Below are 12362 nucleotides of genomic sequence, written 5' to 3'. Positions count from 1 at the left end.
AGCCGTTAGACTTTAAATTGTCCAACCAACTGTTGTTGCTTGGCCGAGAGTTGACTTATCTGAGCACCAACCGATTCTGATTCACCGACCAGTGTCAATATCTGCGCGCTAAGATCACGAATATTGGATAGGTTGAGGTTGACTTCACCAGAGACGGCTTGCTGTTCTTGGGCCGCTTTCACAATCTGGCTATTCATATCGTTAATTGCTGAGATGGATTCAAACACTATTTCTAATTCAGCAACGGCCTTTTGAACTTGCATCGCAGTTCCATTTGCTAACGCGTTTCCTTGCTGGATCACCTCAACTACGCCCTCAGTACCTTGTTGGACTTTTTCTATCACTTTGCGTATTTCACCCACAGAGTTCTGAGTCCGCTGGGCCAAATTACGTACCTCATCGGCGACAACAGCAAACCCTCGCCCTTGATCTCCGGCCCGAGCCGCTTCTATAGCCGCATTTAATGCGAGCAAATTGGTTTGCTGTGAAATTCCCTCAATGACCGTTAGGATTTCGGTAATATTGATATTATTTTGAGCCAACTCTTCAACAACAGGCACCGCATCACTCATTCGCACCACCAGCTTATGCATCTCAGCTTCAGAGGCACGGATGACATCCTGCCCAGTCAGTGCGGAGTGATTAGCTTGCGAAGCGGCTTGCACCGCAGCCTCGGCATTTTGCACAACGAGACTTGCTGTTTGTGTCATTTCTTCAGAGGCAGTCGCCACCATATCCATCTCTTTAAATTGAGACTCACTACGGCTACGCGTTTGTACAGCAGACTGCCGTGCCTGTTCAGTCGTTTGAGCTACTTGGTTCGCACTTTCTACGATCTGCTGAATGATAGCCTGTAATTTGTCTAAAAACTGGTTAAAGCCGCGTGCCAAATCACCGATTTCATCATGACTACTGATGACAAGCCGCTGAGTTAAATCCCCTTCACCAGAAGCAATATCTCGTAACCGCTCCACGACCGCTCGAATAGGTTTCACAATTTGGGTGGCAGCTAGCGCAATGATTGCGAGCCCTAAAAAGACTAGCAATGCGCCGACTAATAGCTCCGCTCTAACGCCATTCTCTACCTGTTGAGTAATGATCTGATCCAGTTGATTGGCATCAGCTAGCACACTCGATGTCGGCATTTCAAAAACCACGCCCCAAGTCTGGTTCGCCACCTGAATAGGAGCAAAGACAGACAACCACTGCCGATCTGAATTCCATTGAGAATGGACTTTACCCTCGGCTAGAAGATTGGCGATCTCCTTTGTAGTCAAGACTGAATCAGCCAGTGGCGCGCCTAAGGTTAATTCACGCTCATCAGTCGCAATAAGCGTGTTATTTAAGCTGACAATAAAGACCTTACCACTACCACCAAATAGACTTTGATCTGAACTCAGTGCAATCGCTACCAGTGGGCTAAGTTTTAAATCGATGCCAAAAAAGCCAATCGCAACGCCATCAATCAAAATGGGCAGAGAGAGAGAAGAAGTAAGAAACGTTTCATTATCTTGAATCACGATTTTAGGCGATGAGATACATGCACTAGCGGTTGTTAACGGGCAGGCGAAACGCTCACTGTTTCCTTCATCCTTCAATGCCACTTCGCTTAATACATTTGCCACCACATTTTCACCATTGGAGGACGTTATCCAGTATGCAGCGAATCGACCTATTTCATTTGAGCCTACATAGTCAGCATTCTGGTAGTTGTCATCCTCGCTATCGAGCAAATTTGGCTTAAAGACGAGATAAGCCCCCTGAACATTGGGATAATTGACTACCGTCTTGCGAACCATTTCATCTAAAGATGTCCTTAACGCTTCGCTTTCACCAAAATTTTCTTCGGTATTTGATTTGAAAAACAAGGCCGTATCAGCAAGCATTTGAGCCCGATACATAGCTTCACTGAGATATTCAGATACTTCGGTGGCATTGAGCCGCGCCCGAGTTTCTAATAACTGCTGCGATTTATTGATCACAGAATCTGAACTTTGTTGTTTTATTGCTTGTTGGTTATTCACTGCGTTATAAACAGAAAAACCAATGAGAGACAATGACGTAATTAACAGGCAAAGGCCGGCTAAAAGGGTTATTTTCCATTGAACCGAAAGTGTTCGCATACTACATCCTTATGCTGCGCTAATAGGGTTTTCAGACAAAACGGTGACCGTTTTAATTAGAGCATATTGACTTGAGAGATCAATCGTAAGTTTACATAAATGTTAATAAAAATATTCTTGTATTTACAACGCCAATGGACATGTGATGGACTTCTGTAGTCGCCCATGTTTTTTGTTTCCTCTTACTTGTGGTGAATAAGAGGTTTACTTCTAACATGGGCACTTCTTCAGGCAATAGCCCCAAAGTTCAATCACCACCGCCCAAGGCGGTGGTTTAGGGATGACAATGAAAACCCATTGGCTATGCCGGTGGATACTTTTTGGCTACTGGTACTGCTTCCTTAGCCATTCCATTTCGTCAACACCATTGCGGCTTAAATTTCCAACTAATTCAGTAACGCGGTTTTGAGCTTGTAGTTCTTCTAAATCTCCGATCCATTGATATTTCATATTTTGTTCAGAAACAAAAACTAATCGCCCATTATCTTCGGTACACTGAACTCGCCCATCTTCTGAAGGAGAAAATTCTATATGCTTCAAGTTGTAAAATTTACTCTGTGTACGTAAAGTTTTATAACTGTCTAGATTTAGGTTTCGGATAATCAGATCAAATTTAGTATCAGCCTCTTCTAAAGGGGTGAAAGAAAAATTATGTTTTCCAGTCAGCCTTACTGTATCGCACTTAGGTGTAACACATAAATAATACGTTTCACTTCCGATACAATAAACTACGCTTCCTTGAGTTAAATAAGGAAAGTTTTTAGTTATGTCTGTTCGAGTTCTTTTAAATAAAGACAAGACTGAAAGCTCTTTCAAAGAATCGAGTAACTCTCCTTCTTTTGAATAGATTGCGAAAAGCTCATGTAACTTTTCTTTAGAAACCAAACTACTAACTTTATTTTTCGATAATGTTTGACCTTTATCATTACTGCTATCTATCAAAGAAAATAGTACCTTTTTTAAGCCATAATCTTCTCTATCACTATTTAATCCATTCTCAAGTATTTCTAAAACACCATCTTTAGTCATACAGAACTTCACACCACAAGCATTTATTTCTCTGCAGATCATCGCTTCTGATGAGTCAACCCATTTCTTTATCGCCTCAAAGCCTAAACATGTTTTGTCCGGCTTAGAGATAGCTAACAAACTTCTGAGATGGCTAACAAAAATTTCTAACATAAATAGTTCAGCATCTTCTGGCGAAGGGAGTAAGGAGCGGTGTGACAAGTATGCAGCATCGATAGTCTTTGAGAATTTAGATGTCAACCTGCCTATATTTCTCTTAATTTCAGAAGCAGACTTAACAGCGAACGTTGGCACTAAACCATCAACTAAAGTAGAAAATTCAATTAAAGCTGCATGTGGCAGCTCTTGTTCTGAAATAATCCTCTCACCAGCAGTGGTTTCAGATTTATTGTAAAAAGCGATATTTAAACTATCGGAATAAATAGTAAAGTCTTTGTCTTTTTTGAGAGTGGTATTATTCAAAAATGTCCAAAGCTTATTCCTTAAATCATTTAGTTTAGGCTCACCTGTATAGATTACAATGGCTCTTAATCTCCCACCAGAAATTGCATCTTTAGACAAAACCTCTTTGACCACTTCTTGACTATATCGATCATCATGTTTTTTAAGCATCCAGTCCAAAATGATAATATCTGCCGACATTGATGCTACAACAGTCTTCTTTGCAAATTTATCTGGTGTTTCATCAATGATTTGTGGTTGATGAATACCAGCCATTATACCCAGATTATAAAAAGCACTCGTCAATTCTAATGTATTCAGTGGATGACTATTTTTCTTTTCTGGATTTTTTATTATCTTTTGTTCAAACTTTGGCTCTGGTTTTAAGAATGCATTTCTTTCTGGTTCTGGTTCAACAATAGAATCAACGCCTTCTAATTTATCTGAACCCTGTCCTAAATTTGCCCCATCATCTATTATGATGACAGATTCGACATACTCTCTAACTATTTCATTACAATGTTCTTGAAATGCGGACATTATGCTTCCTCCGAAATCTGCTTGCCGATAGCAAAACATGGAGAAGCACTAGCACCCCCACTAATTAGTTGAATATCAAATCCTTCGCTGTTCAGAGACTGTTTGCTTATATACAGCCCCATACCCCTACCTTCCATTTTTCGAGAAAATGTAAATTCGAAAATTCTCTCTTCATCTTGAATAGCGATAGAGGGACCATTATTGCTTATTGTTAGCAATTCACCGTCCACATCCAGTTTAATATTCTTCGTTGGATTCTCAGTTTCTCTCTGGGTGTTTAGCCAATAAATGGCGTTATCTACGACATTTATAAATACGGGCAAAAATGAAGATGGGAAAACTTCTGTAGTTCGCGTTAAAAATTGAGGTGATGCCTCCAAACGAATATGGTGTCTAGTTAAACGTTCATCGAATATATCACGAAGATAACTCTCTATTTCCTTTCCAGAAAGTTCAACTTTACTGCGGTACAAACGGCGGTTAAGTGGTGTAAACATTTTTAGATAGCCATCTAAATGTGCAAAACTATGGCTAATGTTATTATACAACCCGCCCAACTTCTCATTTTTATCAGCCCAAGGTTTCAATGAACGAATAGATTCCCTCACATTTCTGGCGGTACTACGTAAGCGCGTCATAAACCCCGCATTCTAATCACCTAGCCCGAATAATAAGATCAAACCTCCAACCCAAAGGAGATTTGAAATGGCCAAACGACGCACTAACCAAGAATGGCGAACCCTGTTCGAACACTATGAATCCAGCCAACTATCACAACGATTATTCTGTGAACGTAACGGACTGAGCCTCTCCACTTTTTACGCTAAGCGCCAACAGTTAAAGCACATCGAAAAACCGAACACGGTTGGCTTTGTTAAAGCAGAAGTCGTTGAAAAGACCACAAAGTATCAAGCCACTCACGTTGTCGTTGCCAATATGACGCTGCTCGTCAATGATGTTGAACTGAGCATCCCACAAGGCACGCCAGCGACCTATCTCGCAGAGCTTATCGGTGCGCTGTCATGAAACGTATGCTCAGTGCTCCCGAAATCTATCTCTATCGCGAAAGCGTCGATTTTAGAAAGTCCATCAACGGCCTCGCTGCGATTATCGAAAATGACACCGACTTGCCCTTGGGCAGCGGCGCACTGTTCCTGTTCACCAACAAACAGCGCGACAAAATCAAAGTGCTGTACTGGGATAAAACAGGCTTTGCTCTTTGGTACAAGCGCCTTGAAAAAGCCAAGTACAAGTGGCCATCAAAAGAGCAAAATGAGGTGTTTACCCTAACTCAATTCGAGCTTGACAGACTGCTTTCTGGCTTCACGATTATCGGCCATAAACCCGTTAGAATAAACGATTTTACAATGACTTAAGCGATAATATAGCCATATCCACCAAGCATTAACGGCATGATTTTAGTATAATCAATGCCATGAAAAAGACGCCAAATATCAACTCAGAAAGCCAAGATGTTGCCGAGCTACAAGCGATGGTGAAAGCGCTGTTGGCGTCAGAAACCCAATTGAAACAAGAGCGTCAATCGCTGCTTGAACAGCTCAAACTTGCCTTCGACCGTCAGTTCGCTAAACGCTCGGAGGCGTTAAAGCCTTACGATGAATCTCAAGGTGATCTCTTCAACGAAGCGGAGTGTGAGGCCGCTAAGGAAGAAGAGGTTGAAGTTGTCACAACGACCATCACAAAGAAGAAACGTGGTAAACGCAAACCACTGCCAAAGACCTTGCCTCGTGAAGTTATCGAACTCGATTTAAACGACGATGAAAAGCAGTGCACTTGCTGTCAACATAACCTGCATAAAATCGGTGAAGACCGTAGCGAGAAACTTGAGTTCACGCCAGCGGTACTAAAAGTGTTGGAATATGTTCGTCCTAAATATGCTTGCCGCCAATGCGAGCAAACAGAAGACAAAAACCACGTCGTTCAAAAGCCAGCGCCGCAAAGCATTATCCCGAAGAGCTTCGCCACAGAAAGCTTGTTGGCCAATATCATCCTCGGCAAATATCAATACGCGATGCCACTTTACCGCCAAGAATCCCTGTTTACCCAGTCGGGTATCGAACTCTCACGAACCACCATGGCAAGGTGGATTATCCAAGTCAGTGAGAAGTTCGCTCCACTTTACGCGGCCTTAAAAACGCACCTACTTGAGCAAGTGGTGATTCAGGCGGATGAAACGCCGCTCAATGTCCTCAAAGAAGATAAACAGTGTTATATGTGGCTTTACTGCTCGGGCGCAGACTCGCCTGAAGCCGCCCTCCCTAATGTGAGAAATATCGTCTTGTACGACTATCAAAACAGTCGAGCTAGGGCGTGCCCTGTTGCCTTCTTGGGGGATTACAGTGGTTATCTACAAACCGATGGCTATGGTGTTTATGATGGGCTTCATCTCGTCACCAATGTCGGTTGCTTGGCGCATGCTCGGCGCAAGTTCATGGAGGCGAAAAAGCTGCAAGGCAAAGGCAAGTCAGGCAAAGCGGATAGTGCATTGGCTAAAATCCAGAAACTCTATGGAATAGAATCACGCTTAAAAGGTGCCTGTGCCGAAAAACGGAAAGCAGAGCGCCAAGAGCATGCTAAGCCGATACTGGATGAGCTTTATGAATGGATGACAACTCAGAAAGTGCTTGAGTCTAGCCCGCTGGGTAAAGCGATAAAATACACGCTCGGTCAGTGGCCGAAGCTGAGCCGCTATATCGATGACGGTCACTTATCGATAGACAATAATCGTGCTGAACGCGCAATAAAACCGCTGGTTATAGGCAGAAAGAACTGGCTCTTCTCGACCAATCCCAATGGAGCTGAAGCGAGCGCGATGCTTTACAGTATCGTCGAGACAGCGAAAGCCAACGGCCTTATCCTTTACGACTACATGGTTAAGTGCATGAAAGAGCTAGCGAAATCTGAGCCTGATATCGATGCACTCCTGCCTTGGAACTTCCAACACTAACAATATCGCCCCGTGGGATCATGGGGCGGATACGGTACTACTAAACTCGTGCTGAATAATACCCAACGACATACCCAACTGCGCAAATTCAAAGTATTGATTTAAAGACTCTTTATATTGTTCATTTTCATTCTCTAATGCACTGAGGATATCAACTGAACTAGATGAATCATCATTTAAATCATTGATTACCAGCTCAATCGTATCGCGCATTTTTGTAAAATACGCATCTGTTTGAGAATTTATTTCGTCTAATCTATTTTCCCAATTAGCTATAAGAGCCATTGATTCTTCACTTGACATCGTATCAATTGCAGTTGAGTTAATTTCTAACATCACTTCAGATAATGCATTAGTATACTCGTTAGACTTGACTCTAGCTTTAACCTTAATCGCCGAGTCAATTTCGACAACATTTTCCTTCAACTCATTTCTATAGGTTGAAATGTTTCTAGACAGAGTTTTTTTCTCTTCCTCTAATAACTAGGTAACACGGTCTCGGAGAGAGAATGAAATGCCGTTATGCTCTATATAGCCAGATATTAAAATTTCAATAGATTGTTTATTTGGAATGATAACTTCGTTAGTAATCTTCTCTCTATTCTTCAAATAGGATTCCCAATCTCGCTTGATCGACTTATTCAAACCAATATTTGGTCGAATTATCTTGATCTTCTTGTCTAATTCTTTCCATTTAGAATATACATAACTTCTAACTTCAGTTATAAATTTATGTTTTTCTTTATCACTCCAGTTATCATCTGTTTTATTCAGTTCTGATTCCACAAACTGCGCGATCTTATTTGCTTCATTTATATAATAACCACTTTCTAGATCAGAGAAGAAATTTCCGAGCTCTGCCTGTAATCGCTCTTTTTTTGGACCAACATTCTTCTTCCGCTTTTTCAGAAGTTCTTTTTCAACTAGAGCTTCCTGTTTAAACTTATTCTTTATCTCACTGAATCTGTCATTAGATGAGTTTTCTCTAAAAAAATCCGCAGCCAATTGTTCAAAGAAATGTTCGAGAATACCCTTAAATTCTCGATATGCAGTATTCTCTCGTAAACCTTCTCGTCCAGCCTTTTCCTCAAGTTCTGTGTTTACATCATGTTCAATACTGATAGCACCAAACATTAACCGGTGAGAGAAAAATGCTGAGCCTGCATTCTTTGTACGCTTTTCTTCAAACCTCAAAAAATCAAACTCTTGCTTACCATAAGGTAATACTCGAATCCCATCTTTATAGAGATACAAACCACCATACATATGTAATTTATTTTTAATTTCTACATATGTTTCAGGTGAAACTAATGATTCACTATTATCACCTTGTAAATAAGTAAATTGAATTTTAAATGGACCACAACGAGTTTTATGCCCAAAGCTTTCATTCCAGTTAATAATATGTTGCTGTGGTTCTCCGCGATAAACAGTTACAAAACCTTTAAATTGACCAAACTCATCAAACTCACCTTCAACAAAATGATCACCATTCGCTGCATCTAACTTATTGAAAAAACCAGCTTCAATCAATTCCTGTGGGTCAGCATTACCTTGGTGCAAACGGAATTTTGTTGTGAGGACAGCTTCTTGATTGTCTGACAAAGAGTTAGAAAATCCCACCAATATCTTTTGCAGTTCAGTAGTAGACTTATCATTTGGTTTAACATCTAGAGCAAGTGTTTCATCACATGGCATGATGATGAAATGCGTTCCTTTCCCAAATCCATCAAGAACCGGACTTTCATCATGTTGCGAACTGAATCCTTCCGATTCGCAACATGATTTTTGCCAATTACTCTCAGTTTGTACCTGCAAATTTTTAAATAGCATTTCCGGAGAAAAACTTAACAACTCAGAATCTTTTGAAATTAACTCGAAATACTCTTTTGGGATTCTATTCCCCAATTTTTGCAAGTTGGATATCAGCTCACTAGCCATACTTTTAAGATCTGAAGCAGTTGGAAGTATACCCAAGGGGAAAGTACGTGTTGGAATGGTAATATCTGAAATACTTATATCTGGAATTTCAAACTGGCTCCAGTGTATAAGTCCTACAACCATATCATGTAACCCATCACGACGTTCAGCGCGAGTTAAAACGACTACCTGACGCCCAATTGATGCAATAGCAAGACGACCAATGCCTTTCTCACCCATTAGCTTTCGCTCGGCCATTCCTTCAGGAATGTATTCAGATTTTCTGTTGACGCCGTATTTGCTTGAAGTTCCAATAGTAAGCCATTTACTAATGAAGTCTTCTTCCGTCATCCCAATACCATCATCGCGTAAAACAACTAAGTTTTGATTCTGGTAGTAATCAATTTCTGCATTTCTAGCATATGCATCGTGTGCATTTTTAAACAGCTCGTGTATAGCAGTTGGAATACCCGCTATCTGCTGCCGACCTAGCATGTCAACAGCTCTGGCACTAACATTCATTTGAGCCATGCAGCTTAGTTCCTGATTAAAAAAAGTGCCTAACATTGTAGGCACTTTAGTTATTTCAATCTACTGCATATATCACTTATCAGTACTTTACCGAGTAATGGTGGTACTGCATTCCCGATCTGTCTTGCCATATCAGTCGTGCTTCCTACGAAGTCAAAGGAATCTGGAAAAGTTTGCAATCTAGCTGCGTGGCGTAATGTCATACCATGATGTAACCAAGGATGGACAAAGCGCCCTTTGGACGGATTGTTACAACCTGTGGTAATAGTATTACTTGGCAGATGAATCATTATGCGGCCGTAAACATCTTTGTGACCTTTATAATCACCTGAATGACATTTCAACCGATGTTCATCACCAGCATCTTCTCGGCTGCCATTTAATGGAGTAGCCATGAACCTGCGCTTCATTTTCGGCGTAGGCCTCATGTTTACATCACACGGATCATTATTTTTAAAAGGTGAACCATATGGCAGAGAAGCCAAAGTTTGCATTGTTTCATCATAAGTCCACTTGGACTTATCTCTAAAATATTTGATCCAATATTCTTCATAGAGTTCCTCTGGTACCTTTTCAAATACACTTGATGCTGGCACCCATTTAGGAGAGAACTTAGAACTCGGAGAAAAATGTGTCGGTTCTGGAGGGAAAGGAAAGTCATACTTTTTATCTATATCTTCTCTTACACCTAAGATGAAAACACGTTTCCTGTTCTGCGGAACACCATGGTCTTTAGCATTCAATACTTCTTTGAATTTGATGATGTAATGCTCCCCTTCAGCAAGAGCGATAAACTTATCTAAAAAGTCTTTATGGCGTTTCCACAATAAACCAGCCACGTTTTCCACTAAGAACGCTTTCGGCTTAAATTCATTGACGAATTCAAAATAGCGCAATAGAAGTTGGTTTCTTGGGTCGTTAACTCCAGCATTTTTTATACGGTGCGTAGAAAAACCCTGACATGGCGGACCGCCAAGAATTAAATCTAGCTCTCTAGGTCTTAGTTTTAGCTCTTTTCTTAGCTTTTTGGGGTCAACGTTGTTGATATCACCATCAACAGGACCAGCTCTTAAAAGAATTTCACGTCTTTCACGTTCAATGAAGTTTTTGCGGTAAGTATCTGATGCAGCTTGATCGAACTCAATAGCAGCAATAACATCCACTCCAGCACTATGTGCTGCACAAGTGAAGCCGCCCGCACCGGCGAATAAATCTATTGCTTTGATGGTCTTAACTGTCATTCAAAATACCCGTGAATCAGAAGAGGAAACATTCTACTCAGTTATCCAAAAAAAGCTATTTTCCGAAGCTCATCAGGCGATAAATCAGACGATTTCCAATATTTGTTTTGAGAACAAAGTACACTGTTTAGCGCTTCACACCCGATTTATACTGTGTGCGCATTCGGCACATTACCGTGCAAATAGAGCTGGTATAGATCGTGGGCATGAAAACAACAAATGGCTATAAGTTCAAACAATCACGATTTCGCTTGCTCGAATCCATCGTCAACAAGCTGATTGCTTTGAATGAATCGGGATCACCTAATCCAGTTAACGGTGTGAATCCAATGACTAAGTCAGAATCTGAGCTCACTTTCCTGAGAGAGGAACAAAGACTTTGCTTATTTGAAACCATAAAGAGTAGTTGGATACACATTCACCACCGATTTCATGTGTAAAGATGGTAATATTCTTGACTTGAAACAAGCACTAGGACATTCGAAGATTGAACTAACGATGATTTATGCTCACTTTTCTCCAAATCATCCGTCAGAAGTAATACGCTTAAATCCTATTGCAGATATGAAAATATAGCGCCTAAAAATGGCGACAAAGTGGCGATAGCGGTCAGATTAGAGCGTTAAATAACGAGTAATTCCGCATATTAAAAAGAATCAAAACCTAGAAATCATAACAAATTACCAGACATACCAAGAGGTTCAGAATTATATGAAAGTCATCAGTTTTAACATCAACGGTTTGAGAGCTCGCCTTCATCAACTGCAAGCGATTATTGATAAGCATCAACCTGATGTCATTGGACTTCAAGAAATCAAAGTACACGATGACGCTTTTCCTCTTGAGGATGTTGAAGCCATGGGCTACCACGTCTATTTTCATGGTCAAAAAGCACATTATGGCGTCGCCATGTTGTGTAAGAAGGAACCCATTTCAGTACAGAAAGGCTTTCCTAGCGATAATGAAGATCATCAAAAACGCATGATTATGGCCACTTTTGAAGATGACAACGGCCAAAAAACAACCATACTCAACGGCTATTTTCCTCAAGGGGAGAATATTTCCCATGAAACAAAATACCCCTATAAGCGTCAGTTTTATAAAGATCTAATGGGTTACTTAACGACACATCATTCCCCTGACGAACAAATAATTGTGATGGGAGACATTAACATCAGCCCTATCGACTTGGATATTGGGATTGGTGAAGCCAATAGAAAACGCTGGTTGCAAACGGGAAAATGCTCTTTCCAACCTGAAGAGCGCGAATGGTTACAAACTTTAATGGACTGGGGTTTTGTTGACACATTCCGTCAGTTAAATCCGGATGTAAATGATCAATTTTCGTGGTTTGATTATCGCTCACGCGGCTTTGATGATAACCGCGGGCTACGAATCGACGTCATTTTAGCGACCCCGAACCTAGCAAAAAAATGCCAAGAGGCCGGCATCGACTATGAACTTCGAGGAATAGAAAAACCTTCTGATCACGCGCCAATTTGGTCCAGTTTTTCTTTGTAGGAACAGAAAGTAACGTGCCAATAAGAAGCGCGCATTCAGCGCGCTTCT

General features: G+C 41.0%; 10 protein-coding genes. 4 read left to right on the top strand and 6 right to left on the bottom strand.

Features of this window, described 5'->3' with window-relative positions; genetic code table 11:
• Nucleotides 1-5: 5 nt before the first annotated feature.
• From N5E84_RS04200 to N5E84_RS04190, 3 genes are all read right to left on the bottom strand, one after another.
• Nucleotides 6-2123, bottom strand: coding sequence for a methyl-accepting chemotaxis protein (locus N5E84_RS04200; protein WP_069211960.1), 2118 nt, complete (start codon nucleotides 2121-2123; stop codon nucleotides 6-8).
• Between the two features lie 324 nt (nucleotides 2124-2447).
• Entirely contained in the window at nucleotides 2448-4133 is a 1686-nt protein-coding gene (locus N5E84_RS04195; RefSeq protein ID WP_069211959.1) for a response regulator receiver domain, read from the bottom strand.
• Entirely contained in the window at nucleotides 4133-4771 is a 639-nt protein-coding gene (locus tag N5E84_RS04190) for an ATP-binding protein (RefSeq protein WP_095661304.1), read from the bottom strand. The genes N5E84_RS04195 and N5E84_RS04190 overlap by 1 nt, the downstream gene beginning before the upstream one ends.
• 67 nt (nucleotides 4772-4838) lie before the next feature.
• On the opposite strand from N5E84_RS04190, the gene tnpA reads away from it, so the two are divergent.
• The 3 genes from tnpA to N5E84_RS04175 are packed head-to-tail and all read left to right on the top strand — an operon-like array spanning nucleotide 4839 to nucleotide 7101.
• A complete protein-coding gene (gene tnpA / locus N5E84_RS04185; protein WP_019283194.1) occupies nucleotides 4839-5159 on the top strand; it encodes an IS66 family insertion sequence element accessory protein TnpA in 321 nt (106 codons plus the stop codon).
• Nucleotides 5156-5509 (top strand): IS66 family insertion sequence element accessory protein TnpB, encoded by a 354-nt coding sequence (tnpB, locus tag N5E84_RS04180; RefSeq protein WP_019283195.1) that lies wholly within the window; start codon nucleotides 5156-5158, stop codon nucleotides 5507-5509. The genes tnpA and tnpB overlap by 4 nt, the downstream gene beginning before the upstream one ends.
• A 59-nt stretch (nucleotides 5510-5568) precedes the next feature.
• A complete protein-coding gene (locus tag N5E84_RS04175) occupies nucleotides 5569-7101 on the top strand; it encodes an IS66-like element ISVa11 family transposase (RefSeq protein ID WP_069211897.1) in 1533 nt (510 codons plus the stop codon).
• 18 nt (nucleotides 7102-7119) lie between these two features.
• Here N5E84_RS04175 and N5E84_RS04170 read toward each other — a convergent pair whose 3' ends face one another.
• From N5E84_RS04170 to N5E84_RS04160, 3 genes are read right to left on the bottom strand one after another with little or no spacing between them, the layout of a single operon-like run.
• Nucleotides 7120-7527, bottom strand: a complete 408-nt coding sequence (locus N5E84_RS04170; protein ID WP_069212013.1) for a hypothetical protein — start codon at nucleotides 7525-7527, stop codon at nucleotides 7120-7122.
• A gap of 57 nt (nucleotides 7528-7584) precedes the next feature.
• Nucleotides 7585-9552: an ATP-binding protein gene (locus N5E84_RS04165; protein WP_043004325.1), complete on the bottom strand. Its 1968-nt coding sequence runs from the start codon at nucleotides 9550-9552 to the stop codon at nucleotides 7585-7587.
• A 50-nt stretch (nucleotides 9553-9602) separates the two neighbouring features.
• Nucleotides 9603-10793 (bottom strand): DNA cytosine methyltransferase, encoded by a 1191-nt coding sequence (locus N5E84_RS04160; RefSeq protein ID WP_019282049.1) that lies wholly within the window; start codon nucleotides 10791-10793, stop codon nucleotides 9603-9605.
• A 711-nt stretch (nucleotides 10794-11504) separates the two neighbouring features.
• Between N5E84_RS04160 and xthA the strand changes: the two genes are divergently transcribed.
• Nucleotides 11505-12314, top strand: coding sequence for an exodeoxyribonuclease III (gene xthA, locus N5E84_RS04155; protein WP_069212014.1), 810 nt, complete (start codon nucleotides 11505-11507; stop codon nucleotides 12312-12314).
• The last annotated feature ends 48 nt before the right edge of the window (nucleotides 12315-12362 follow it).

The organism is Vibrio sp. J502, assembly GCF_025397955.1.
Classification (GTDB): domain Bacteria; phylum Pseudomonadota; class Gammaproteobacteria; order Enterobacterales; family Vibrionaceae; genus Vibrio; species Vibrio anguillarum.
Note: the sequence above shows the minus strand (reverse complement) of the source record. Positions and strands in the feature narration are given on the sequence as shown.

Excerpts from the sequence above, each read along its gene's own strand:
- N5E84_RS04200 (WP_069211960.1), bottom strand. The coding sequence starts at position 2,123 with ATGCGAACACTTTCGGTTCAATGGAAAATAACCCTTTTAGCCGGCCTT.
- N5E84_RS04195 (WP_069211959.1), bottom strand. The coding sequence starts at position 4,133 with ATGTCCGCATTTCAAGAACATTGTAATGAAATAGTTAGAGAGTATGTC.
- N5E84_RS04190 (WP_095661304.1), bottom strand. The coding sequence starts at position 4,771 with ATGACGCGCTTACGTAGTACCGCCAGAAATGTGAGGGAATCTATTCGT.
- tnpA (WP_019283194.1), top strand. The coding sequence starts at position 4,839 with ATGGCCAAACGACGCACTAACCAAGAATGGCGAACCCTGTTCGAACAC.
- tnpB (WP_019283195.1), top strand. The coding sequence starts at position 5,156 with ATGAAACGTATGCTCAGTGCTCCCGAAATCTATCTCTATCGCGAAAGC.
- N5E84_RS04175 (WP_069211897.1), top strand. The coding sequence starts at position 5,569 with ATGAAAAAGACGCCAAATATCAACTCAGAAAGCCAAGATGTTGCCGAG.
- N5E84_RS04165 (WP_043004325.1), bottom strand. The coding sequence starts at position 9,552 with ATGGCTCAAATGAATGTTAGTGCCAGAGCTGTTGACATGCTAGGTCGG.
- N5E84_RS04160 (WP_019282049.1), bottom strand. The coding sequence starts at position 10,793 with ATGACAGTTAAGACCATCAAAGCAATAGATTTATTCGCCGGTGCGGGC.
- xthA (WP_069212014.1), top strand. The coding sequence starts at position 11,505 with ATGAAAGTCATCAGTTTTAACATCAACGGTTTGAGAGCTCGCCTTCAT.